At 56.6% G+C, this 23,295-nt stretch carries 19 protein-coding genes and 8 pseudogenes; 14 read left to right on the top strand and 13 right to left on the bottom strand.

Going from position 1 to position 23,295, the window contains the following annotated elements:
- Nucleotides 1-139: 139 nt before the first annotated feature.
- Nucleotides 140-346, bottom strand: coding sequence for a helix-turn-helix domain-containing protein (locus ACTBDU_RS06030; RefSeq protein WP_438805865.1), 207 nt, complete (start codon nt 344-346; stop codon nt 140-142).
- Between the two features lie 176 nt (nt 347-522).
- Here ACTBDU_RS06030 and ACTBDU_RS06025 point away from each other — a divergent pair, with 176 nt between their 5' ends.
- A complete protein-coding gene (locus ACTBDU_RS06025) occupies nt 523-1,101 on the top strand; it encodes a hypothetical protein (RefSeq protein ID WP_438805864.1) in 579 nt (192 codons plus the stop codon).
- A 290-nt stretch (nt 1,102-1,391) separates the two neighbouring features.
- On the opposite strand, the pseudogene ACTBDU_RS06020 reads toward ACTBDU_RS06025, so the two are convergent.
- Both ACTBDU_RS06020 and ACTBDU_RS06015 read right to left on the bottom strand, forming a co-directional pair.
- Nucleotides 1,392-1,607 (bottom strand): annotated as a pseudogene (locus ACTBDU_RS06020) (N-acetylmuramoyl-L-alanine amidase); the annotation flags it as partial.
- 203 nt (nt 1,608-1,810) lie between these two features.
- Nucleotides 1,811-2,398, bottom strand: a complete 588-nt coding sequence (locus ACTBDU_RS06015; protein WP_438805872.1) for an ACP phosphodiesterase — start codon at nt 2,396-2,398, stop codon at nt 1,811-1,813.
- A 103-nt stretch (nt 2,399-2,501) separates the two neighbouring features.
- Between ACTBDU_RS06015 and queA the strand changes: the two are divergent.
- The 5 genes and pseudogenes from queA to secF all read left to right on the top strand — a co-directional run bounded on the left by queA (nt 2,502) and on the right by secF (nt 8,112).
- Nucleotides 2,502-3,603 (top strand): annotated as a pseudogene (queA, locus tag ACTBDU_RS06010) (tRNA preQ1(34) S-adenosylmethionine ribosyltransferase-isomerase QueA).
- Between the two features lie 162 nt (nt 3,604-3,765).
- On the top strand, nt 3,766-4,914 hold the full coding sequence (gene tgt / locus ACTBDU_RS06005) for a tRNA guanosine(34) transglycosylase Tgt (protein WP_438805863.1): 1,149 nt from the start codon (nt 3,766-3,768) through the stop codon (nt 4,912-4,914).
- The gene (yajC, locus tag ACTBDU_RS06000) at nt 4,915-5,247 is read left to right on the top strand and encodes a preprotein translocase subunit YajC (RefSeq protein WP_438805862.1); all 333 of its coding nucleotides are present in this window, start codon (nt 4,915-4,917) and stop codon (nt 5,245-5,247) included.
- A gap of 27 nt (nt 5,248-5,274) precedes the next feature.
- A complete protein-coding gene (gene secD, locus ACTBDU_RS05995; protein ID WP_438805861.1) occupies nt 5,275-7,125 on the top strand; it encodes a protein translocase subunit SecD in 1,851 nt (616 codons plus the stop codon).
- Nucleotides 7,126-7,194: 69 nt separating this feature from the next.
- A complete protein-coding gene (gene secF, locus ACTBDU_RS05990; RefSeq protein WP_438805871.1) occupies nt 7,195-8,112 on the top strand; it encodes a protein translocase subunit SecF in 918 nt (305 codons plus the stop codon).
- Nucleotides 8,113-8,287: 175 nt separating this feature from the next.
- On the opposite strand, the gene ACTBDU_RS05985 is transcribed toward secF, so the two are convergent.
- Nucleotides 8,288-8,455 (bottom strand): DUF3251 domain-containing protein, encoded by a 168-nt coding sequence (locus ACTBDU_RS05985; RefSeq protein WP_438805870.1) that lies wholly within the window; start codon nt 8,453-8,455, stop codon nt 8,288-8,290.
- 23 nt (nt 8,456-8,478) lie between these two features.
- Nucleotides 8,479-8,748, bottom strand: a complete 270-nt coding sequence (locus tag ACTBDU_RS05980; protein ID WP_438805869.1) for a DUF3251 domain-containing protein — start codon at nt 8,746-8,748, stop codon at nt 8,479-8,481.
- A 105-nt stretch (nt 8,749-8,853) separates the two neighbouring features.
- On the opposite strand from ACTBDU_RS05980, the pseudogene nrdR reads away from it, so the two are divergent.
- The 6 genes and pseudogenes from nrdR to pgpA all read left to right on the top strand — a co-directional run bounded on the left by nrdR (nt 8,854) and on the right by pgpA (nt 13,000).
- Nucleotides 8,854-9,304: pseudogene (nrdR, locus tag ACTBDU_RS05975) on the top strand (transcriptional regulator NrdR).
- A 23-nt stretch (nt 9,305-9,327) separates the two neighbouring features.
- Entirely contained in the window at nt 9,328-10,455 is a 1,128-nt protein-coding gene (gene ribD / locus ACTBDU_RS05970) for a bifunctional diaminohydroxyphosphoribosylaminopyrimidine deaminase/5-amino-6-(5-phosphoribosylamino)uracil reductase RibD (protein WP_438805860.1), read from the top strand.
- A gap of 86 nt (nt 10,456-10,541) precedes the next feature.
- On the top strand, nt 10,542-11,012 hold the full coding sequence (gene ribH, locus ACTBDU_RS05965) for a 6,7-dimethyl-8-ribityllumazine synthase (RefSeq protein WP_438805859.1): 471 nt from the start codon (nt 10,542-10,544) through the stop codon (nt 11,010-11,012).
- A gap of 15 nt (nt 11,013-11,027) precedes the next feature.
- Nucleotides 11,028-11,447, top strand: coding sequence for a transcription antitermination factor NusB (gene nusB / locus ACTBDU_RS05960; RefSeq protein ID WP_438805858.1), 420 nt, complete (start codon nt 11,028-11,030; stop codon nt 11,445-11,447).
- A gap of 69 nt (nt 11,448-11,516) precedes the next feature.
- On the top strand, nt 11,517-12,503 hold the full coding sequence (gene thiL / locus ACTBDU_RS05955; protein ID WP_438805857.1) for a thiamine-phosphate kinase: 987 nt from the start codon (nt 11,517-11,519) through the stop codon (nt 12,501-12,503).
- An 8-nt stretch (nt 12,504-12,511) separates the two neighbouring features.
- Nucleotides 12,512-13,000 (top strand): phosphatidylglycerophosphatase A, encoded by a 489-nt coding sequence (pgpA, locus tag ACTBDU_RS05950; RefSeq protein ID WP_438805868.1) that lies wholly within the window; start codon nt 12,512-12,514, stop codon nt 12,998-13,000.
- Between the two features lie 164 nt (nt 13,001-13,164).
- Here the strand turns inward: pgpA and ACTBDU_RS05945 are convergent.
- The 5 genes and pseudogenes from ACTBDU_RS05945 to xseB form a co-directional block, all read right to left on the bottom strand.
- A pseudogene (locus ACTBDU_RS05945) lies at nt 13,165-13,552 on the bottom strand (aldo/keto reductase); the annotation flags it as partial.
- Nucleotides 13,553-13,561: 9 nt separating this feature from the next.
- A pseudogene (locus tag ACTBDU_RS05940) lies at nt 13,562-14,731 on the bottom strand (IS3 family transposase).
- 173 nt (nt 14,732-14,904) lie between these two features.
- Nucleotides 14,905-16,767 carry a 1-deoxy-D-xylulose-5-phosphate synthase gene (gene dxs / locus ACTBDU_RS05935; protein ID WP_438805856.1) on the bottom strand — a complete coding sequence of 621 codons (1,863 nt, stop codon included), beginning with the start codon at nt 16,765-16,767 and terminating at the stop codon, nt 14,905-14,907.
- 37 nt (nt 16,768-16,804) lie between these two features.
- A complete protein-coding gene (gene ispA, locus ACTBDU_RS05930; RefSeq protein WP_438805855.1) occupies nt 16,805-17,707 on the bottom strand; it encodes a (2E,6E)-farnesyl diphosphate synthase in 903 nt (300 codons plus the stop codon).
- Nucleotides 17,704-17,952: an exodeoxyribonuclease VII small subunit gene (gene xseB, locus ACTBDU_RS05925; protein ID WP_438805854.1), complete on the bottom strand. Its 249-nt coding sequence runs from the start codon at nt 17,950-17,952 to the stop codon at nt 17,704-17,706. The genes ispA and xseB overlap by 4 nt, the downstream gene beginning before the upstream one ends.
- A 220-nt stretch (nt 17,953-18,172) precedes the next feature.
- On the opposite strand from xseB, the pseudogene thiI reads away from it, so the two are divergent.
- Nucleotides 18,173-19,420: pseudogene (gene thiI, locus ACTBDU_RS05920) on the top strand (thiazole biosynthesis protein).
- Between the two features lie 116 nt (nt 19,421-19,536).
- On the opposite strand, the pseudogene yajL reads toward thiI, so the two are convergent.
- Together yajL and panE are read right to left on the bottom strand one after the other, a co-directional pair.
- A pseudogene (yajL, locus tag ACTBDU_RS05915) lies at nt 19,537-20,123 on the bottom strand (protein deglycase YajL).
- Nucleotides 20,086-20,997 (bottom strand): 2-dehydropantoate 2-reductase, encoded by a 912-nt coding sequence (gene panE / locus ACTBDU_RS05910; protein ID WP_438805853.1) that lies wholly within the window; start codon nt 20,995-20,997, stop codon nt 20,086-20,088. The pseudogene yajL and the gene panE overlap by 38 nt, the downstream one beginning before the upstream one ends.
- A 190-nt stretch (nt 20,998-21,187) precedes the next feature.
- Here panE and ACTBDU_RS05905 point away from each other — a divergent pair.
- Nucleotides 21,188-21,683: pseudogene (locus ACTBDU_RS05905) on the top strand (YajQ family cyclic di-GMP-binding protein).
- Nucleotides 21,684-21,760: 77 nt separating this feature from the next.
- Here the strand turns inward: ACTBDU_RS05905 and ACTBDU_RS05900 are convergent.
- Nucleotides 21,761-23,122, bottom strand: a complete 1,362-nt coding sequence (locus ACTBDU_RS05900) for an MFS transporter (RefSeq protein WP_438805852.1) — start codon at nt 23,120-23,122, stop codon at nt 21,761-21,763.
- Nucleotides 23,123-23,295: the final 173 nt, after the last annotated feature.

Raw genomic sequence — 23,295 nt, 5'->3', positions numbered from 1 at the left:
ACGGACTAAATCGGGTGAATTTGCAGTCCGCTTATTCAATGACCAGCGAAGTCCCTGCAAGGTGCCAGGCAATCCGGGTAAACCGACTCACTCACCGTAACAAACATAATTACGACACCTTGCGCATATAACGACTCAGTTAAATGCTAGCCGGATCCACATTGAGTGCATTAGCGATAATGCGTTCACCTTTGGGATAGGGACGATACAGCGCGTTTTTTAACGTGCTGGACGCCAGCCCCGAGCCGCGGGAGAGATCTTGCACGGTGATCCCCTTATTGTGCAGGGAGGCCACAATATCAATCCGGTGCCAGTCACGATGATTCACTTCATTTCTATCTAACATTTAATTATCCTAAAAAGTTAACCATGTGTGTAAGTCATGGGGCTTACCCATACAGCAATGACATCTCAAATTTAAGACAAGTAAAGCAAATAATGAATTTTCTTTTCTGATCGCCCCATATAAGAGATATTTTTGTATTTTATTAACTATAATCAATTAGTTATAGAGAAAATAAAATGAAAAAAATGAAAACAAGTAATTTTGCTTTTGATATGGATGGAAAAGAAAATTTTGTCGCACGCCTTAAACAACTTATAGGCAATAGAAGCGCTAGAGCTGCTGCAACTGAATGGGGGTTATCCTTTTCAACATTGCACAACTATTTAACTAGAGGTACAGAACCATCTTATACAGTGGTGCAGAGCATTACATATAAGGAACACGTCAGCCTGGACTGGCTTGCATTTAGTTTATTATGCACTCAAAAAGAAGTGGCCTCAACTAGCGAGATTCTGTCGATTAACGAGGAAAGCCTAATAGAGGATCCTTTAGAAGCTACTTGGCATATGATTTATAAGTCGCTGAATAAAAAAGATTTAGAGGCATTAATAATGCCTGCTTTTGCAAGAAGGGCAAAGGGTGTATTGGCGTTATCAGGACGTAAAGATGACTTAGATAGCCTGTTACTCCAACTTCCAAAAGAAGAAAAAGAACGGCTGATAGCCCTACACGAAGCTAAAAAGGAGGCGGTATCTGAAGAGTGTGCAGTAGCAGATGTGGCAAGTTTAAACTGTAAGAAAAGTGGCGCGGCCTAAATAAAGATTAGGCCATTATCTATCTCATTTCATTATTTTTATGATTTACCAAAATTTTTTAACCTAATTCACATATATATAATGGATGCCCAAAAAGCGTTTAGGCTACCTTTAAATCTGCTCAAACCACAGTCATTCGAATCCAGAATTTAGTGCAAGAGAATCATTTTCTGCCCATTTTTTTGCGACGAGTCCAAAATCTGTAAAATCTCTGTAAGGCGTGCCATTAAAGGGCTTCCGGCTAACCCATCGTTTAACTTAAGAGTCCAGAAATGATTGCCACCCCACACGCCGGGGTCAAATTTCCGCCCGGGTGCCGCATCGCCGTGGCCGATAATCTGAGTAGGGCTAATATCTGGATACCGTTGCAGGATATCCTGCGCTAATTGAATGATGGACGCAGTTTGCACCGGATGATAGGGCGGAAAAGTGAATTTCCCGTTATTGAGCGATGCCAGATTCACATTTTCAATGCCAATAGAGGTATTGTTGAGATTGTTGCGCCCAGCACACACGTGAATTGAATCCTTTCACCGAACGGTAACTTGTCGCATCTATGGGATACATGGTCAACGTTGACTCCTGTCTGAAAATTGCCCTCCTTCCATTCATACACCCCGTGGCCTCCGCCGGCAATCCTGGATTGTTGTGCCGTTGAAGGGACATTGCGCAGGGGGGCGCGGGGAAGGCGCCTTGAGACCGGCTTCGTTTAACGGCCCAGCGCACCCTGGCGGGCCAATTGCATCATCGCTGGATACAAATGCCAGAACGCCTCCTCCAGCGGGCGATAATGCATCTGGATCTCTGGAAAAATTGCCCCGAGGGCCGACAGTCGCGGGCGTCGTTGGGCCATCCCGTTAAGCACCTGAGCCAGAAAGGGCATATCCGCATAGCGCCGCAGCCAGCGTTCACGCCATAGATAGCGGTTGAGGGACTGGAAGCCCGCCGGCGTATCCGGCAGGGCCGGCGCAATTTTCCGCTGCGCCCGCAGGACGAATTGCGCCAGCGGCCATTGCGGTTCGACCTGCGACCAGTGGCGCACCAGAAAGTGATCCCAAACCACATCCAGCGCAATAGGCGCCACCCGCCGCGTCGCCGGTGAGAACAGCGTCCGTACCTGGCGTACCGCGTCATGAACATCGGTAAGGCTATCGATGCGGCGATGCATACGGATGCCGGCGACGACCGCGGGCGGATAAAAACCGTCGGGATCGCCGCGGACAAAATCCGCCATCAGATTACCGAGTAATGAACTTTGCGCCAGGGCGGCGAGATGCAGATGAGCAAGAAAATTCATCCTTTCAGTATACGGCAAAAGCGGCCCGCTGTTGCTTAATTCTTGCAGGGCGGAACGCATAGCCCTGACTAAGCCGCCTGCTTTTAAGCTGAAGTGACTTGTCATGCGCGTTGCCGACTTCTCGTTTGAATTACCCGATAATCTGATTGCCCGCTATCCTCAGGCGCAACGCAGCGCCTGTCGTTTGTTATCCCTCGACGGCTCGACAGAAGCGCTGGCGCATCAGGTCTTTACCGATTTGCTGGAGAAACTGGCGCCCGGGGATTTACTGGTCTTCTACAATACCCGAGTGATCCCCGCGCGGTTATTCGGCCGCAAAGTCAGCGGCGGCAAAATTGAAGTCCTGGTAGAAAGGGTTCTGGATGATAAGCGGGTACTTGCGCACGTCCGCGCTTCCAAAGCGCCGAAACCCGGCAGCGCGCTGCTGTTGGGGGATGATGACAGTATCGCCGCCACGATGGTGGCCCGTCACGATTCACTTTTTGAATTGCGTTTTGACGACGCCCGCGATGTCCTGACGCTCTTGAATGCCGCCGGCCATATGCCTTTGCCGCCCTATATCGATAGGCCTGATGACGCCGCGGACCGCGAGCTGTATCAGACGGTCTATGGCGGAACGGCCCGGCGCGGTGGCGGCGCCTACCGTCGGTCTGCATTTCGATGAGCCGCTGTTGGCAGCGCTACGCGCCAAAGGCGTTGAGATGGCGTTTGTCACGCTTCATGTAGGGGCGGGTACCTTTCAGCCGGTACGGGTGAACCAGATCGAACAGCATCAGATGCATTCGGAGTATGCCGAAGTACCGCAGGAGGTGGTCGATGCGGTACTGGCATGCAAAGCGCGCGGCAACCGCGTCGTTGCCGTTGGCACAACCTTCGTCCGTTCGCTTGAGAGCGCCGCCGCCGCGGCCAGTAAGCAAGCGCTGACACCATTTTTCGGCGATACGCGCATTTTCATTTACCCAAGTTATCAGTTCCGCGTGGTGGATATACTGATAACCAATTTTCATCTCCCCGAGTCCACTCTTATTATGCTCGTTTCGGCGATCGCCGGCGAACGCCATACGCTGGCGGCTTACCGGGAAGCGGTGGCGCAGGCGTATCGTTTTTTCAGCTACGGAGATGCGATGTTTATCACCCGCAATCCCGCTGCTGCCGCAGAGCGCGTAGGCGAGTCGTCACCGTCCAGCCCCGAAACCCACCCCTAACGGACCTGATTCAAGCGCAGACCGCCGGCGAGAGAAAGCATTCATTGACAACGCCGGTGATAAATACAGCGCGCGGACTGGCTTGTATAGCGGCTTGGGAGGTTGGTAGAATACGCTCCTTTTCATCAAGCATCGGACTGTTTCTCTGGTGTTGGAGGATGTGTGGAATATCAATTATTGAAAACCGATGGCCAGGCCCGCCGCGGGCGGCGGGTCTTTGATCGGGGCGTGGTGGAAACGCCGGCGTTTATGCCGGTCGGGACATACGGCATTGTTAAGGGCATGACCCCTGAAGAAGTAAAAGAAACCGGGGCGCAAATCCTGCTGGGTAATACCTTTCATCTGTGGCTGCGGCCGGGGCAGGCTGTGATGAAGCTGCACGGTGATTTGCACGATTTTATGCAATGGCATGGCCCGATACTGACTGATTCCGGCGGTTTCCAGGTATTTAGCCTGGGGGACATTCGCAAAATCACCGAAGGAGGCGTGCATTTCCGTAATCCGATCAACGGTGACGCGATTTTCCTCAGCCCGGAAAAATCGATGGAAATCCAGTACGATCTGGGTTCCGATATCGTGATGATTTTTGACGAATGTACGCCTTATCCGTCCGATTGGGATTACGCCAAACAATCGATGGAAATGTCGCTGCGCTGGGCGGCGCGCAGCCGTCAGCGCTTTGACGAACTGGGTAATCCCAATGCGCTATTTGGCATTATTCAGGGTGGTGTTTATGAAGATTTACGAGATGTATCGGTAAAAAGACTGGTAGAGATTGGATTTGATGGTTACGCTCTGGGCGGCCTGGCGGTAGGGGAACCGAAGGCTGATATGCACCGAATCCTGGCGCATCTCTGCCCGCAGATTCCGGCTGGTAAACCGCGCTATTTAATGGGGGTCGGTAAGCCAGAGGATGTAGTGGAGGGCGTACGCCGCGGTATTGATATGTTCGACTGTGTTATGCCGACCCGTAATGCCCGCAACGGCCATCTGTTTGTCACCGATGGCGTGGTGAAAATCCGCAATGCCCGGTACAAAGACGATGTCGCGCCGCTGGATGCGGAATGTGATTGTTACACCTGTCGCAATTATAGCCGTGCATACTTGCATCATCTTGACCGTTGCAACGAAATATTGGGTGCCCGTCTGAATACTATCCATAACCTACGTTATTACCAGCGTTTGATGGCGGGTTTACGCCAGGCTATCGATGAGGGTAAATTAGAGCACTTTGTAGGTGAGTTTTATCGCCGGACAGGTAAGCCGGTTCCACCTTTAGTCGTCGAGTTACGTAACAATGAGGGAATTTAAATGAGTTTTTTCGTTTCTGACGCCGTTGCCGCCACCGGTACTCCGTCCCAGTCTAGTCCTTACTCTCTGGTGGTGATGCTGGTCGTTTTCGGTCTGATCTTTTATTTCATGATCCTGCGCCCGCAGCAAAAACGCTCCAAAGTGCATAAAGAACTGATGAGCTCCATTTCCAAAGGTGATGAAGTTCTGACGACCGGCGGGCTGGTTGGCCGCGTGGTGAAAGTCGCGGACACCGGCTATATTTCCATCGCGCTCAACGACACCAATGAAGTGGTCATCAAGCGTGATTTTGTGGCCGCCGTTTTGCCGAAAGGTACGATGAAAGCGCTGTAATAGCTGATTTTCCCGAAGGGAACCGCCGTGTTAAACCGTTATCCTTTATGGAAGTACATCATGCTGGTGCTGGCGCTGGTCGTCGGCCTGCTGTATGCGCTTCCCAACATCTATGGTGAGGACCCGGCCGTACAGATTACTGGCGCGCGGGGTGGCGCCGCCAGTGAATCGACGCTGGTCCAGATTCGCAACGTATTAGAACAACAACATATCGCCAGCAAAGCCATTGCGCTGGAAAATGGCGCCATTATAGCCCGTTTCGCCAGCTCCGATGTGCAGTTGCGCGCCCGCGAAGCGTTAATGATGACCGCGCTCGGCGACAATTATGTCGTGGCGCTCAACCTGGCGCCGGCAACACCCGGCTGGTTAGCCATGCTCGGAGCCGCGCCGATGAAGCTGGGCCTGGATTTGCGCGGCGGCGTTCACTTCCTGATGGAAGTGGATATGGATACCGCGCTCAATAAGCTGCAGGAACAGACGATGGATACCCTGCGCGGCGATTTACGCGATAAGGGCATTCCTTATGCGGCGGTGCGCAAAATAGAGAATTACGGCAGCGAAATCCGCTTCCACGACGCCGAAATCCGCGATCAGGCGATCTCATGGCTAACGCTCCGCCCCCGCGATCTGGTGATTAACAGCCAGGGTGATAACGCCCTGCGCGCCACGCTGGCGGACGATCGACTGCGCCAGGCCCGCGAATACGCGGTGCAGCAGAACATCACCATCCTGCGCAATCGCGTCAACCAACTGGGGGTCGCCGAGCCTTTGGTGCAACGACAGGGCGCCGATCACATCGTGGTTGAACTGCCGGGTATTCAGGATACGGCCCGCGCCAAGGAAATCCTCGGGGCGACCGCGACGCTGGAGTTCCGTCTGGTCAATAGCGCGGTGGATCAAACCGCCGCCGCCAACGGCCGCGTGCCGGGGGATTCGGAGGTGAAAGCCACCCGCGCCGGCCAGCCGGTTGTCTTGTACAAACGGGTCATCCTGACCGGGGATCACATTACCGATTCCACCTCCAGCGCCGATGAATATAACCGTCCGCAGGTGAACATTTCCCTCGACGGCGCCGGCGGTACGACCATGTCCAACTTCACCAAGGACAACATCGGCAAGCTGATGGCCACCTTGTTTGTGGAGTATAAGGATAGCGGCAAGAAAGACGCCAACGGCCGTTTCATTCTAGTGAAGCAGGAAGAGGTTATTAATGTCGCCACCATTCAGTCGCGACTCGGTAACAGCTTCCGTATCACCGGGATCAACAATCCTAACGAAGCGCGTCAGCTGTCGCTGTTGCTACGGGCGGGGGCGTTGATTGCGCCAATCCAGATTGTGGAAGAGCGCACCATCGGTCCAACCCTGGGGTTGCAGAATATCACCCAGGGGCTGGAGGCCTGCTTATGGGGGCTGGTGGCGTCAATTCTGTTTATGGTGGTGTGGTATCGCAAATTTGGTCTTATCGTCACCACGGCGCTCATCGTCAACCTGGTGCTGATCATCGGCATTATGTCCTTGCTGCCCGGCGCGACGCTGACCATGCCGGGGATTGCCGGTATTGTGCTGACGCTGGCGGTGGCGGTGGATGCCAATGTACTCATCAATGAGCGCATCAAAGAGGAGCTGCGCAACGGTCGCACGGTGCAGCAAGCCATTCATGAGGGCTATCGGGGCGCGTTCTCCAGTATTGTTGACGCCAACGTCACCACGCTGATTACCGCCATTATCCTGTATGCCGTGGGGACTGGGTCCATCAAGGGCTTTGCCATCACCACCGCCATCGGGGTCGCTACCTCCATGTTTACGGCGATCATCGGCACGCGTGCCATCGTTAACCTGCTTTACGGCGGTAAACGCATCGATAAGCTGTCTATCTAGGAGTGGCTTGTGGCTCAGCAACAACGAAATGTTGAAGAATTGAATTACGGCCGTAAAGTCTATGACTTCATGCGCTGGGATTATGTCGCGTTCAGCCTGTCGGCTATTCTGCTTATCGCCTCCATCGCCATCATGGCGGTAAAGGGCTTTAACTGGGGGCTGGATTTCACGGGCGGGACGGTGATTGAACTTAACCTGGAAAAGCCCGCCGATGCCGATCTTGACCAGATGCGTGAGGCGCTTGAGCACGAGGGCTTTACCGATCCGCTGGTACAGAATTTCGGCAGCAGCCGCGACGTAATGATCCGTATGCCACCGGTGCAAGACGGGCTTGGCCAGGAATTGGGGAATAAAGTTCTTGGCGTGATTAATCACGCCACGGGTCAGAACGCCGCCGTGAAACGGGTCGAGTTCGTCGGCCCGAGTGTCGGCAGCGATCTGGCGCAGGATGGCGGTATGGCGCTGCTGGTTGCATTGATCTGTATCCTGATTTATGTCAGTTTCCGTTTTGAATGGCGGCTGGCGACCGGGGCGGTATTGGCGCTGACGCATGACGTAGTGATTACGCTCGGCGTCTTGTCGCTGTTCCACATCGAGATCGATCTGACGATTATTGCCTCGCTGATGTCGGTGATCGGCTATTCGCTGAATGACAGTATCGTGGTGTCGGACCGTATTCGTGAGAACTTCCGCAAGATCCGCCGCGGTAGCGCTTACGATATTTTCAACGTCTCGCTAACGCAGACCCTGAGCCGGACCATAATGACCTCGGCCACCACGTTGATGGTGGTGCTGATGTTGTTGATTTTCGGCGGGGCGATGCTGCGCGGTTTCTCGACCACGCTGTTCATCGGCGTGTTTATCGGCACCGTCAGTTCCATTTATGTGGCGTCGGCGTTGGCGCTTAAGCTCGGTATGAAGCGTGAGCATCTGCTGCAGCAGAAGGTGGAGAAAGAAGGCGCCGATCAGCCGTCACTGCTGCCCTGATAGAGGCGCCGCGCGCCGCAGCCGTGCAAGCGGTCTGCGACTGTAGTCAGCTTGGCCAGCTACATCCGGCCTGGCGCATGAGGAGCAGCAGTTATCACCTACTGTTCGCGCTACCGGCTAACTCATCGGGCCAGGCGCGCGAGGTCTGGCGCCTGGCGGATCGTAAGCGCTGGGCCTACTGGCTGCCGACAGGTTTGCTGGCATCCGCGGCCGGCGGGGTCTGCGGCGTGTCCGGGTGAATATCATGCAGCCGGATAAACCCCACCTGCTCCGGCGTCAGGCCGGACATCCGCAGTTCGGTGGTGGCTTCGGTTCTTGGCAGCAGCGAGACCGGTACGGAAATCGGCTAGCTGAGCGCGTTGGCGGTCAGTAATTTACCCGTCGCCGCGCGTCCACCTGTCCCCAATCTATAATCTCATGCAGGGGCCTCAACGCCGCGCTGTCCGCGCTGCGGATATGCAGCTGCGCACGCGAGCCGCTGGCCTCCGCTTCCACCTGATCGACAGAAACCCGCAGTGTGCCCGCCTCGCTTTGCACTTCGGCCGCGGTTTTCGCCGCCGGATAAAGGTAGATGGCGCGAGTGGACTGCCGATTTTGCTCGTTTTGCGCCACCAGCGCAGCGGCTTCACCGTCAATATTCCCAACTCTGCGGCGGCGGTTCCGCTTTAAGTACTGTTGCTTTGTAGTCTGCGGAGTTCGCGTTAAACTATCCTATCCCTAATCAGCCGGCCAGGAAGCGCTATGCATTGCCCGTTTTGTTCTGCAGTCGATACCAAAGTGATTAATTCCCGTCTGCTGGGGGAAGGAACTCAGGTTCGCCGCCGCCAGCAGTGCGTCGTCTGTAACGAACGCTTCGCCACCTTCGAGGTGGCGGAACTCGTGTTGCCTCGCGTTATCAAAAGCAATGACGTGCGCGGACCGTTCAATTGAAGAAAAGCTGCGTGGCGGGTTTTCAAAGGCGCTGGAAAAGCGGCCGGTCAAATCCGACGATGTCGAAATGGCCATCAACCACATCAAATCCCAGCTGCGCGTCACCGCCGAGCGAGAGGTGCGGAGCAAAGTGATCGGTAATCTCGTCATGGACGCGCTGAAAAAGCTCGACAAGGTCGCCTATATCCGTTTCGCCTCGGTTTACCGTAGTTTTGAGGATATCCGTGAGTTCAGCGAAGAGAGCGCCCGGCTGCAGGATTAGGCGCAACCCTTAAGGACCATCCTATGAATCATGATGAGGTTTATCTCGCGCGCGCGTTTGAGCTGGCGCGGCGGGGGCGTTTCACGACGGCGCCCAACCCCAATGTCGGCTGCGTCATTGTTCGTGACGGGCGCATTGTTGGCGAAGGGTACCATCAGCGCGCCGGCTATGCGCACGCCGAGGTGCATGCGCTGCGTCAGGCGGGGAACGCGGCGCGCGGCGCCACCGCCTATGTCACGCTTGAGCCCTGCAGCCACCACGGGCGCACGCCTCCCTGCGCCGCCGCGCTGATAGACGCCGGCGTGGCGCGGGTAGTGGCCGCGATGCCCGACCCGAACCCTCAGGTGGCGGGCCGCGGGTTTTATCGGTTACAGCAGGTGGGGATAGAGGTGCGCCATGGCCTGATGCTGACGGAGGCGGAGGCGGTGAATCCAGGCTTCCTTAAACGCATGCGCACCGGTTTTCCCTGGGCCAGGCTCAAACTTGCGGCATCGCTTGATGGCCGCACCGCCATGGCATCCGGGGAAAGCCAGTGGATTACCTCTGCCGAAGCGCGGCAGGATGTCCAGCGCTGGCGTGCCGAAAGCGACGCCATTCTTTCCACCGCCGCCACGGTGCTGGCGGACGATCCCGCCCTGACGGTACGCTGGCCGTCGCTGCCGGAGGATGTCCAGGCCCATTATCCCGAGGAGCGGTTGCGCCAGCCGGTGCGGGTTATCATCGACAGCGCCAATCGCGTGACGCCATTCCATCGGGTGGCGCAGGGGGAGGGGCTGACCTGGCTGGCGCGCTTTGCGCCGGATAATTTGACGTGGCCTTCGTCGGTAGAGCAACTCCTGCTGCCAGCCGGCGAGGGAGCAAACGCCGCGCATCTCGATCTGGTGGCGTTGATGATGCAATTGGGCCGCCGTCAGATTAACAGCCTGTGGGTCGAGGCGGGCGCGGGGCTTGCCGGCGCGCTGCTGGGCGCCGGGCTGGTGGATGAACTGATACTGTATCAGGCGCCAAAACTGCTTGGTGCCAACGCCCGCCCGCTGTGTCTGCTGCCGGGGCTGGAACGGCTTGGCGCGGCGCCGGGTTTTACCCTGCTTGATGTCCGGCAGGTGGGGCCCGACCTTCGCCTGTGTCTAAAACCCGGCGAACGCGCTTAATTGGCCCGCGCAGCGGACAAAGTATTATGTTAGAATTCGCTCCCTCGCGAGACGATTCAGCTTTCTGCCATTTTGTAAGGATAACCATGAACGTTATTGAAGGTGTTGTTGCAGCCCCCGATGCGCGCGTTGCTATCGCTATTGCGCGCTTTAACCACTTCATTAATGACAGCCTGCTTGATGGCGCCGTCGACGCCCTGAAACGCATCGGCCAGGTCAAAGACGAAAATATTACCGTGGTCTGGGTGCCTGGGGCTTATGAATTGCCGTTAGCGGTCAGCGCGCTGGCCGACAGCAAAAACTATGACGCCATCGTGGCGCTTGGTACCGTTATCCGTGGCGGCACCGCGCATTTTGAATTCGTCGCCGGCGAGTGCAGCTCCGGCCTGTCCGCGGTTGCCGCGCGCGCCGCGCAGCCGGTGGCGTTCGGGGTACTGACCACCGAGAGTATTGAACAGGCTATCGAACGCGCCGGCACTAAAGCCGGCAACAAGGGCGCGGAAGCCGCACTGACTGCGCTCGAAATGATCAACGTATTGCAAGCCATTAAAGCGTAAGTAAAGGGAAATTTTGTGAAACCAGCCGCTCGTCGCCGTGCTCGTGAATGTGCCGTCCAGGCGCTTTACTCATGGCAATTATCACATAACGACATCGCCGATATCGAAGTCCAGTTTCTGGCGGAGCAGGACACGTCGGATGTGGATGTCGCTTATTTCCGCGAGCTGTATGCCGGCGCGGCGACGAACGCCCGGGAGCTGGACAAGCTGATGGCGCCCTACCTTTCACGTCAGTTGGAAGAGCTCGGCCACGTTGAGCGTGCCGTGCTGCGCATTGCGCTGTTTGAATTGAGCAAACGCCAGGATGTCCCTTACAAGGTCGCCATCAACGAAGCTATTGAGCTGGCCAAAATCTTTGGCGCAGAAGAGAGTTACAAATTTATCAATGGTGTGCTGGACAAGGTAGCCCCCCAGATTCGTCTCAACAGAAAATAGCGGGGCGGGGTCGGAATAACCGCTCCCGCAGTGACGCCGCGTCAGCACCAATACAACTTTGGACAGAGTATGGCATGTGGTGAGTTTGACCTCATTAACCGCTATTTCAACCAGATGCGCAGTACGCGCCGGGATGTGGTGGTGGGCATCGGCGATGACTGTGCGCTGCTGTCGGTAGCTGAGAAAAAGTGGATTGCGGTCAGTACGGATACGCTGGTGGCGGGCACGCATTTTTTGCCGGACATCAGTCCGTCTGACTTAGGGTTTAAATCGCTGGCGGCGAACTTGAGCGATCTGGCCGCCATGGGGGCCGATCCGGCCTGGCTTTCGCTGGCGCTGACCTTGCCCTCGGTGGAAGAGAACTGGCTGGCCGCCTTTAGCGACAGCTTATTCCAGCAATTAGATTATTACGATATGCAGCTTATCGGCGGCGACACTACCCGAGGCCCACTGAGCCTGACGCTGACTATTCAAGGTATTGTACCCGCGGGCCGCGCGCTGACCCGCCACGGTGCCCGCATTGGCGACTGGATCTATGTTACCGGCACGCTGGGGGACAGCGCGGCCGGCCTGGCGATACTGCAAGAGCGTCTGCAGGTTCTGGATCCACAGGACAGGCAGTATTTGCTGGCGCGTCATTTGCGTCCGCAGCCGCGGATCTTGCAGGGGCAGGCAGTGCGCGATCTCGTCAGCACCGCCATCGACATTTCCGACGGTATTATCACGGATCTACGCCATATCCTTACCCGTAGTGATTGCGGCGCCCGCATCAATCTGGACGATATCCCCTATTCACCTGCGCTGCTGCGCCACACCACACCCGATCAGGCGCTGCGCTGGGCGCTTGTCGGCGGCGAAGATTACGAACTGTGCTTTACGGTGCCTGAAATCAACCGCGGCGCATTAGATGTGGCCTTGAGCCATACCGGCGCGCCTTTTACCTGCATCGGCCAAATCGGGCCGCGAAGCGAAGGGATTCAATTTATGCGTCATCACCAATCGGTAGAGTATGACTGGCACGGCTATGACCATTTCAAACGGGACAATATTGCGTGACGATGGATATGCTGGCCGCCAAGCGGCGGGTTAAACTCTCCAATCCCTGGCATTTGCTGGCGACGGGTTTTGGCAGCGGGATGTTTCCCTGGATGCCTGGTACCATTGGTTCGCTGGCGGCGATTCCGATTTGGTGCCTGTTGGTGCTGCTGCCGCGGCAGCTTTATTCGCTGGCGGTTATGTTCAGCCTGTGCATGGGGGTCTATTTTTGCCATCAGACGGCGCGGGATATGGGCGTACACGACCACGGCTGCATTGTCTGGGACGAGTTTGTCGGCATGTGGATCACCCTGATGGCATTGCCGGTAAACGATTGCCGCTGGGTGCTAACGGGCTTTATGCTGTTCCGGCTGCTGGATATCTGGAAACCCTGGCCGATTCGCTGGTTCGACCGTAAGGTACACGGCGGTATGGGTATCATTATCGACGATGTGGTGGCGGGGATTATCGCCGCCGGCGTGCTTTACTGGATAGGATACCACTGGCCGCTGTTTTGATACCGGACAGTCACGGTCGCTTTGAGAGTGGGAGCAGGTGTTGCCGGCCGCTATTTTAATGCAGGCCGCCGCATCGGTTGCTGTCTCAAGCCGGATAGACGTTACCGGCCGTTCTATCATGGTGTTTTCCCAACGCTGGCGGTGAAAGGAAAACGCCGGTCCTGCTAGCGAAAGCCCACCACGTGATGCGGTAGATAGGCCGTTTCCAGCCCGGCTATCTCTTTGCTGTCCAGCTTGACCTCCGTAGCCTGCAATAGCTCGGCCAACTGCGCCGGGCGCGAGGCGCCAACGATGGGCGCCGTCACCGCCGGCTTGCTGAGCATCCACACCAGCGCGCGGGAAACGCCGCGGACTTTGGCTATCACGCCGACCCGTTCGGCAATACGGGCGTCGTTATCTTCGCTTTGTTCATACAGCGTCTTGCCGAATTCATCCGATACGACCCGCGCGGTCGTTTCTCCCCAGGGCCGCGTTAACCGGCCACGCGCCAGCGGGCTCTTCCCGTTCCTCTTCGCGCTGAATCAAATTGTACTGATCCTGCATGCTGACAAAATGTAGTGGTCAACTAAAACTGGCCACCGCGTTAGCGTTTTTCCAGTATCTATTTTCTGATTCGTTTGGTGGCAAACCACCGTTATATTCATGCTGCCTGAGTGCGCTGTAACATCCCACGATATAGTCGGTAATTTCATGAGCTGCTTCGCTGAAGCTTATGTAGCCCGTTACCGGTATCCACTCGTTTTTCAGACTTCTGAAGAAGCGCTCCATCGGACTGTTATCCCAGCAGTTACCCCGCCGACTCATGCTTTGTTTGATCTGCTAACGCCACAGCAACTGTCGGAACTGCCTGCTTGTATAGTGGCTACCCTGATCGCTGTGGAACATCACTCCGGCTGGTTTACCACGCGTTTCCCATGCCATTTCCAGTGCTTTAATGGTCAGTCTGCTGTCCGGGAAGAACGACATAGCCCAGCCCACCGGTTTCCTCGCGAACAGATCAAGAACAACCGCAAGGTATGCCCAGCGTTTCCCGGTCCAGATATACGTCACATCGCCGCACCATACCTGGTTTGGCTCCGTTACAGCGAACTGGCGCTCAAGATAATTCGGGATCGCAACATGCTCCTGACCGCCACGCTTATACCTGTGCGTCGGCTGCTGACAACTGACCAGCCCCAGCTCTTTCATGAGCCTGCCTGCGAGCCAGCGCCCCATCCGGAAGCCTCTCTGGGTTGCCATGGTGGCGATACTTCTCGCGCCAGCGGCACCATGGCTGATATTGTGCAGTTCATGAACCTGACTGCGCAATACCGTTCGCCTGCCCGTCTGGCCTGTCGGGACGACTTTTCCAGTATTTGTAACTGCTGCGATGAACCCTGAACACGTGGCAGAGTGTGGGCACAGGATAATGCGCTTTGAGTTTCCCGATTAACGAGAACTGTTCAGGGAGTCTGACATCAAGAGCGCTGTAGCCTTTTTTAATATTTTGTTTTCCATTTCAATGCGTTGTACCTTCTTCTTGAGCTCACGTATTTCGATTTGTTCCGGGGTTATGGGAGAAGCTTTTGGCGTTTTCCCCTGCCGCTCATCACGCAGTTGTTTTACCCATTTCATCATCGTAGAAAAGCCGACGTCCATGGCTTTTGCTGCTGGCGCGGCGGTGTAATTTTGCTCGACAAGCAGTTGAGCGGATTCGCGTTTGAATTCAGGACTAAAATTTTTTCTTTTCATTGGTGCACCCGTGTTGTTTTGAGGTGAGCATATCACCTCTGTTCAGGTGGCCAAATTCAGTGTGCCACTACACAGCACAGGGGGGGCAAGCACGATGCCCACGGCACGGCCCGGGAAGGCGGGGGCGGGCGCCGGCAAAAAAAGGAGCGCGGTTGTGCTCCTGCGCCGCGGGCTTAAGCCAGCCAATCCTCGATTTGCCGCTGGATCCCTGCGCCGTCGAGGCCCACATCCGCGCGGACTTCCTCCTGGCTGCCTTGAGGAATGAAGTGATCCGGCAGGCCGATATTCAATACCGGCACCTGCAGCCGCTGCTGCATCACATACTCGTTTACGCCGCTGCCGGCGCCGCCCATGATGGCATTCTCCTCAACCGTCACCAACGCCTGATGGCTGGCGGCCAGCTCGCTTATCAGCGCGCCGTCGAGGGGCTTAACGAAGCGCATATCCACCAGGGTTGCATTTAGCGCTTGCGCTGCGTGTTCAGCTTGGGGCAGCAAGGTACCGAAATTGAGAATCGCCACGCCGACGTCCTGGCGGCGTACCACCCCTTTACCCAGCGGTAGTTCATGCAAATCGGTGAGCGGGGCGCCGGTACCGTTACCGCGCGGGTAACGCACCGCACTTGGGCCCGCTTGGTAGTGATAACCCGTGTGCAGCATCAGCCGGCATTCGTTTTCATCGCTCGGCGTCATGATGACCATATTGGGGATGCAGCGCAGGTAGGAGAGATCAAACGCGCCTTGATGAGTCTGCCCGTCGGCGCCGACCACGCCGCCGCGATCGATGGCAAACAGTACCGGCAAATTCTGTATCGCGACGTCATGGATCACCTGATCGTAGGCGCGCTGCAAAAAGGTAGAATAGATGGCCACCACGGGGTGATAACCGCCGATGGCCAGCCCGGCGGCAAAGGTGACCGCATGCTGCTCGGCGATGGCCACGTCAAAATACTGGCGCGGATATTGGCGCGAAAACGCCACCATGCCGGAGCCTTCGCGCATGGCGGGCGTAATCGCCATCAGTTTGTCATCGTGCGCGGCGGTGGCGCACAGCCAGTCGCCGAAAATGGTCGAGTAGGTGGGGCATCCGCCGCCGCTTTTTGGCAGGGTTCCCATGTGGGGATCGAATTTCGGCACCGCATGCCAACTGATAGGGTCTTTCTCGGCTGGCGCATAGCCACGGCCTTTTTTCGTCATGATATGCAGCAGCTGCGGTCCTTTTTTGGCCCGCATATTCTTCAGCGTCTGCACCAGTCCCTGGACATCATGGCCGTCCACCGGGCCGATATAGTTAAACCCCAGCTCCTCGAACAGCGTGCCCGGCACCACCATGCCTTTAATATGCTCTTCGGTGCGCTTCACCAGCTCTTTAATCGGCGGGATACCGGACAGCACCTTTTTGCCGCCTTCGCGCAGGGTGGAGTAGAGCTTGCCGGACAGGATCTGCGCCAAATGGCTATTCAGCGCCCCGACATTTTCCGAAATGGACATTTCATTGTCGTTCAGCACCACTAGCAAATCAGATTTGATATCGCCGGCATGGTTCATGGCCTCGAAGGCCATGCCGGCGGTAATGGCGCCATCGCCGATAACGCAAACCGTGCGGCGGCCCAATCCCTCATGTTCCGCCGCCACCGCCATACCGAGACCGGCGCTGATGGAGGTGGAAGAATGGCCTACCGAGAGCTGGTCGTATTCGCTTTCGCCACGCCAGGGAAACGAATGCAGGCCGTTACGCTGGCGAATAGTGGCAATACGGTCCCGTCGCCCGGTCAGGATTTTATGGGGATAAGCCTGATGGCCGACATCCCAAATCAGCTGGTCGAATGGCGTGTTGTACACATAATGCAGCGCCACCGTCAGTTCCACCGTGCCCAGCCCTGAGGCGAAATGGCCGCTTGAGCGGCTTACGCTGTCGAGCAGAAATTGCCGCAGCTCGTCGCACAGCGCCACCAAACTCTCTTTGGGCAACTGGCGCAGTTCCATAGGATTGTCGGCCAGGACCAGCGTCGGATACTTTTTGATATCAAGGCTCATCGGGTACTCATATCTGAGGTGTAAAAAACAGCATCACTTATTTGTCACGTTCAATAATATAGCGCGCCAGCGCCACAAGCGTGGCGGTATCATAACCGAGCGCGGCGACACATTCTAAGGACGCCAGGGATTCATGATACAGATCCTGAGCCTTGGCCCGCGCCATGTCCAGCCCCAACAGGGCGGGATAGGTGCTTTTACCCAATGCCTGGTCCGCTCCCTGTCGTTTGCCGGTGCTCTGGCTGTCGCCCACGACATCAAGAATGTCATCCTGTACCTGGAAAGCCAGGCCGATGGCGGTGGCGAAACGATCGAGATAGCGCCGCGCCGGTCCGCCGCGTTCCCCGGCCGCCAGCACGCCCATCCGAACCGCCGCGCGGATAAGCGCGCCGGTCTTGTGGCGGTGAATCGTCTCAAGTCGCGCGGCGGAGACCTGCTGCCACTCGGCCTCTAAATCCAGCGCCTGTCCAAGACACATACCGTCGGCGCCGCTGGCGGCGGCCAGCGTCGAGATCATTTGTAGCCGATGCTGTGGCGACACCTCCGGCATCTCCGCGTCGGCCAGAATGCTGAAGGCCAGCGTCTGCAGCGCATCGCCGGCCAGAATGGCGGTCGTTTCGCCGAATTTGACGTGGCAGGTCGGTAACCCGCGGCGCAGCGCATCATTATCCATTGCCGGCAGATCGTCATGAATCAGCGAATAGGCATGCATACACTCAATTGCGGCGGCCGGCGGGTCAAGGCTTGCGGCGGTAAGCCCGAATAACCGGCCGGTCTGGTACACCAGGAACGGGCGCAGCCGTTTGCCCCCCAGCAAAGCGCCGTGGCGCATGGCCTGGATAAGGGGCGCCTGCGGATTGGCGAGGGCGCTGAGATAACGTTCCAGCGCCGCGTCCACTTGCTGGCGGCTATTTTCAAGCGCGCGCGCGAAATCAGTCATAGCGCATCATTTTCCGGCGCAAAAGGAGCGAGCGGGGCGTCTGGCGTATCGTTTAGCAGAATCTGCACCCGCTGTTCCGCCTGTTGCAGGGTTTTCTGACCTTGTCGCGCCAGCTGCACGCCCTGCTCGAATTCATTAAGTGCCTGCTCCAGCGGCAGTTCGCCAGATTCGAGGCGGGTGACTATCTGCTCCAATTCTTTAAGCGCAGTCTCAAAACTGGCGGGTTGTTCTGCTTTTTTTGGCATCTCTGTATCCTACCGGTAGAAAGCGAAGGCGCGAGTGGCGCGGTCCACGTTAGTCCAGAGTGCGGTAGTAAGCAAATTGTACCTTAATCCCGCGGCATAAAGTGGTATACTCCGCGCCGCAAGGGCGTCAGGCCGATGCCAGGGCTAACGTGGGCCAGTGTCCCATTATATAACGTGTTGCGGCGCGTTACTCTTTAATGATCAAATAACGACTATTACCATGAAGTTTATCATCAAACTGTTTCCGGAAATCACGATAAAAAGTCAATCCGTGCGGTTGCGCTTTATAAAAATACTCACCAGCAATATTCTTAAACATTGTGATGAGTCGGTGGCGGTGGTGCGTCATTGGGATCATATCGAGGTCCGCGCCGGCGATGAACAACACCGGCCTCTGGTAGCTGACGCATTGACCCGCATCCCCGGGATCCGTCACATCCTGGCGGTGGAAAAGCGCCCCTGGCAGGATATGCATGATATTTACCTGCAAACGCTGGTCATGTACCGCGATCGGCTGCTGTTGATAACCGAGCGCCTCGAAGGGCTTGGCGGTTTCTCTATCGGCACCCAGGAAGATGTGCTGTCGCTTATCTCGGGCGGCTTCGATTTCGGCGTCTCCAGTTATATGCTGATGCGCCGCTGTTGCCGGGTTAATTATTGCTTTTTCAATCTTGGCGGCGCGGCGAATGAAATCGGCGTCCGCCAGGTGGCGCATCATTTATGGCGTCGCTTTGGCCAGTCTCACAAAGTCCGCTTTGTGTCCCTCGATTTTGCGCCGGTGGTAAACAAAATTCTGGCCAAGGTAGACGATGGCCAGATGGGGTGGTGTTGAAACGCATGATGGTGCGTGCGGCGTCGGCTATTGCAGAACGCTACGGCATTCAGGCGCTGGTCACCAGTGAGGCGCTGGGGCAGGTGTCGAGGCAGACGCTGACTAATCTGCGTTTAATTCACAACGCGTCAGATACGCTTATTCTGCGTCCGCTTATCTCTCATGACAAAGAGCATATCATTACGCCGGCGCGCCAGATTGGCACGGAGGGAGTACGCCAAAACCATGCCGGGATACTGCGGCGTGATTTCCAAGAGCCCAACCGTGCGGGCGGTGAAAAGCCGTATCGAGCAGGAAGAGGGACAATTCGATTTTGCCGTACTGGAAACGGCAGTGGCGCAGGCGGAGGTGGTGGATATCCGCGAGCTGGCCGCCGAAGAGGCGAACGCACCTGTCGCCGAAGTGGAAACCACCGTGGAGTTGGGCAGCGGCGATGTCGTGCTGGATATCCGTTCGCAGGATGAGCAGGAAGGCTGCCCGCTGACGCTGCCGTTTTACAAGTTGGGCAGTCACTTCGGCGAGCTGGATCAGAGTAAATCATATTTGCTGTACTGCGACCGCGGGGTGATGAGTCGTCTTCAGGCGCTCTATTTGTGCGAGCAGGGTTTTCAAAACGTGAAGGTTTACCGCTTTTAGTTTGCCGGCGGGCGCTCGCAGCGAGAATGCGGCCCGCACCAGCCGCGGGTCTTTTGCTGCCCCACTACATATTCTGCCCGCGCTCGCCGATCCTCTGGTTTGATACATTGCTAATCTTAAAAATTTGCAATGCCCTGGGGCAGTACTAACTGTGCCGCTACCTCGGCCAAGGCCGGACGGCCGCAGAGAAACGCGATAATGTTCAGGGTGAAATCCATGAACCGTCCCCGGCCCCTGGCTGGTGAGGAGCCAGGTAAAGCGCATCATAGTCGACCCGCTGATCCACCCAGCGATCGGCGCGAATACGGTCATTTAGCGCAGGAAAACCGGTCATATTGGCTTGGCTGAACAGCTGCTGGTGCTGCAATACCAAGGCCGGGGCGGCACATATCGCCGCCACCAGTTTGCCGTCGAGGTGCATTCGGCGTACGCACTCCAAGAGCAGCAGACTGCGCTGGAAACATTCGGTGCCCTGCATACCGCCGGGGAGGACAATGGCGTCAAAGGGCTGCTCCGCTAAAGCCGCCAGCGGCGCATCGGCCAGCAGGCGTACGCCACGCGAACCGACGATGGTCAATCTGCCATCGTCGTTGACGCTGGCCGCGCGTACCTGAATGCCGGCGCGTACCAACAAATCGAACGTAGTGACGGCTTCAGTTTCCTCGCTACCATCGGCTAGACAGAGAAGAATCGATTTGTCCATAGTTTTCCTCCTTGCGTTTCACCCAATCAAATAGCCGCTGATTCTCAGGCACATTCAGGCCGTGCGCGCGTGCGCGCCGCAGGACATGGCCGGTAATATAATTTATCTCCGATTGCCGCTGGGCTTGGACATCCTGCAGCATAGAGGAAACATTATCCGCGGTGCTGCGGATCACCTGGCCGACATAGAACAGCAGGCTTTCATAATGGGTATGGTAACCCTCACGGTCCATCACCATTGCCACTTCGCGGCAGATGGCTTCGATTTCGGCCGGATAGCATTCCAGCTCACCGTTGCGACAATCGTAAATGGCGGTGAGGGGGTTTATCACGCAGTTAGCGGCAAGCTTGACCCAACTTGAGGCGGCGATATTGTTATGCCAGGCAACCTCCGGCAGGGCATGATGTAACACTTCAGTCATCGCGTTGCTTCGCTGTGCTTGACTATTGCCAGGACCGATGCGCGTCGTACCGGCATAGACATGGTGGATTTTGTCCTCTTCACGGTGGGCGGCATGGGTGGTGGTGCCCATAATCAGCGGCTGGATCAGGACAGGTAACTCCTCACGTGTGCCGAGGCCGTTATGCAGCAGCAGGATGGCGCAATCGGCGCGCAATTGCGGCAACAGCGTCCGTACCGCCCCGGATACCTGCCCGGCTTTCAATGTCACCAGCAACAAATCGCTTGCGGCCAGATGTTCAGCGTTATTGGCGGGCAATTGTAAACGGTTTTCCTGCTTTTTGGGGCTGATAACATCCACGGTGCAGACCGATTGCGGCACCCTCAGCCATCCCTGAACGTTGTGTCCCTGACGGCTTAGCGCCGTCAGCCACAGCTGTCCCAATGCGCCACAACCCAGAACGGTAATTTTCATTTCCTTACCCTGTAGCCAAATAAAAGGGCTCCGGCCCGCGCATCACCTTGGAGCCATAAGTATAGACTTTTCTGCTGTACGGCAGGAGGTAATGCACGCCAGCATGAAATCTGCTGCGGGTATCCCGTCTTTTAACTCTTTGCCCTTGCGGGTATGGTATGGGCAAATTTTGCCTTACCGGAGCCACAGTATGTCCTCATTTGATATCGTGTCAGAAATTAATATGCAAGAAGTTCGTAATGCGGTGGAAAACGCCAATCGTGAATTGACCACCCGCTGGGACTTTCGCAATGTCCCGGCAAGCTTTGAGTTGAATGAAAAAAATCAGTCTATCAAGGCCGCCAGGGAATCCGATTTTCAGGTCAAACAGCTGATCAAAATCCTGAGCGATAAGTTAGCCAAGCGCGGCATTGAGGGCGGTGCTATCGAATTGCCGGATGAATTGGAGCACAGCGGTAAAACCTACAGCGTTGACGCCAAGCTCAAGCAGGGGATCGAGACCGGGCTGGCGAAAAAAATTGTCAAAGTGACTGATTAAAGACAGCAAACTGAAGGTGTAGGCGCGGATACAAGGTGAGCAGGTTCGCATTATTGGTAAGGCGCGGGACGATTTGCAACAGGTCATCGCGCTGGTAAAAGGTGCGGAGCTGGGGCAACCCTTCCAGTTTACCAACTTCCGTGATTAACCTGCGTTGCGGCGCCGAACTTGGTTCCTGCCGGCGCCGCAAGCTAGTCTTAGCCCGTTTATCCTTCCCGCGTCGCCTCAGGCCGCGACCGTTTTTTCCAGCGCCGCGCGACTGGTCTGTTTGGTATCGACCTTGACATAGGCGCTGCGCTCTTCGGGCACCACCACCACCTCGGTGACGCCCGGCTGCGCCTGGAGACGCTGAGCCAACTGACCATCGGCCGCCATGCAGTCGGGCAGAGCAATGCGCAGACTGCTTACGTAGGGCGGCTCGCGCAGCGTAATGCTGACAAGCCACCACGCCAGCGCTATCGCCGCGCCTGCCAGAAACACCAGCCAGTCACCTTCGAGTTGAAACAAAAAGCCGCCGAGCGTGCCGCCGAACGCCACGCCGAGAAACTGGCTGGTGGAGTAAACGCCCATCGCGGTGCCTTTATAGCCGGCCGGCGACTCTTTGCTGATAAGCGAAGGCAGCAGAGCTTCCATGATGTTGAACGCCAAGAAGAACATTTGAATGCCGGCGAACATGACACAGAGATGTCCGCCCGCCGCGAGCAATACCAGCTCGGCAACCAGCAGCAGCGTCACGCAGCCCAGAAACACGCCTTTCATGCGCCGTTTGACTTCGGCATAAATGATAGCCGGCACCACCGCGGCGAATGAAACCAGCATGGTGACTAGGTACACTTTCCACTGGTCGCCGGGCAAAAAGCCGGCACGGGCCATCATGGGCGGCAGGGCGACGAAACTCGACATCAACATGGCATGCAGGCAAAAAATTCCCACGTTAAGTTTCAGCAGCTGCAGATTGGCCAGGACTTTGCCGAAACTGCCGCGCACGATGCCCGATTCTCGATTAAGCGTATGGGCGCCGGCGGTGGGCACCACTAACAGGGTGAGCGCGACCCCTGCCAACGCCAGCGCGGTGATGTCCCAAAACAGGCCGTTAAGACCGATGGCATGGGTCATAATGGGGCCGACTACCATGGCGATGGCAAAGGTCACGCCAAAACTGACGCCGATAAACGCCATCGCTTTGGTGCGGTTCTGCTCGCGGGTCAAATCCGACAGCAGCGCCATGACCGCAGCGGCAATGGTGCCCGATCCCTGCAGCGCGCGGCCGAGGATAACGCCCCATATGCTGTCGGTCAGCGCGGCGATGGCGCTGCCGAGGGCAAAGATCAGCAAACCGCCGACGATAAGCGGCTTGTGGCCGACGCGGTCGGATACCAGTCCGAAGGGGATCTGAAACACCGCCTGCGCCAGCCCGTAGATACCGATGGCCAGGCCGATGAGCGCTTCGCTGGCGCCCTGTAGCGCCATCCCATAGGTGGTTAACACCGGCAATACCATGAACATGCCCAGCATGCGCAAAGAAAATACCGTGCCCAGGCCCCAGGTGGCCCGCAGCTCCATGCCGGTCATTTTTGTGTCGTTCATCACTACCTCGAAAAATCTTACCGGGCCATTGTAATGCCATAACGCAGGACGGGAAATCGAATGATATTTAACAGATGTTAACGTCATCGCCCATACGCGATATGCGAGCCGGCACGGCACCGGAAAACGCTTAACGCCCTGGCTGTTAATGAAGTGAAACGAGAGAAAGAGGG

This window comes from Sodalis sp. (in: enterobacteria) (assembly GCF_051710625.1).
GTDB lineage: Bacteria > Pseudomonadota > Gammaproteobacteria > Enterobacterales > Enterobacteriaceae > JBPESN01.
The sequence above is the reverse complement of the archived record's forward strand: the minus strand, read 5'-3'. Positions and strand labels throughout refer to the sequence as shown.

What these genes read in the sequence shown, in the direction of transcription:
- ACTBDU_RS06030 (WP_438805865.1), bottom strand. Translation starts at nt 346, where the DNA reads ATGTTAGATAGAAATGAAGTGAATCATCGTGACTGGCACCGGATTGAT.
- ACTBDU_RS06025 (WP_438805864.1), top strand. Translation starts at nt 523, where the DNA reads ATGAAAAAAATGAAAACAAGTAATTTTGCTTTTGATATGGATGGAAAA.
- ACTBDU_RS06015 (WP_438805872.1), bottom strand. Translation starts at nt 2,398, where the DNA reads ATGAATTTTCTTGCTCATCTGCATCTCGCCGCCCTGGCGCAAAGTTCA.
- yajC (WP_438805862.1), top strand. Translation starts at nt 4,915, where the DNA reads ATGAGTTTTTTCGTTTCTGACGCCGTTGCCGCCACCGGTACTCCGTCC.
- secF (WP_438805871.1), top strand. Translation starts at nt 7,195, where the DNA reads ATGCGCTGGGATTATGTCGCGTTCAGCCTGTCGGCTATTCTGCTTATC.
- ribD (WP_438805860.1), top strand. Translation starts at nt 9,328, where the DNA reads ATGAATCATGATGAGGTTTATCTCGCGCGCGCGTTTGAGCTGGCGCGG.
- ribH (WP_438805859.1), top strand. Translation starts at nt 10,542, where the DNA reads ATGAACGTTATTGAAGGTGTTGTTGCAGCCCCCGATGCGCGCGTTGCT.
- thiL (WP_438805857.1), top strand. Translation starts at nt 11,517, where the DNA reads ATGGCATGTGGTGAGTTTGACCTCATTAACCGCTATTTCAACCAGATG.
- pgpA (WP_438805868.1), top strand. Translation starts at nt 12,512, where the DNA reads ATGCTGGCCGCCAAGCGGCGGGTTAAACTCTCCAATCCCTGGCATTTG.
- dxs (WP_438805856.1), bottom strand. Translation starts at nt 16,767, where the DNA reads ATGAGCCTTGATATCAAAAAGTATCCGACGCTGGTCCTGGCCGACAAT.
- ispA (WP_438805855.1), bottom strand. Translation starts at nt 17,707, where the DNA reads ATGACTGATTTCGCGCGCGCGCTTGAAAATAGCCGCCAGCAAGTGGAC.
- xseB (WP_438805854.1), bottom strand. Translation starts at nt 17,952, where the DNA reads ATGCCAAAAAAAGCAGAACAACCCGCCAGTTTTGAGACTGCGCTTAAA.
- panE (WP_438805853.1), bottom strand. Translation starts at nt 20,997, where the DNA reads ATGAAAATTACCGTTCTGGGTTGTGGCGCATTGGGACAGCTGTGGCTG.
- ACTBDU_RS05900 (WP_438805852.1), bottom strand. Translation starts at nt 23,122, where the DNA reads ATGAACGACACAAAAATGACCGGCATGGAGCTGCGGGCCACCTGGGGC.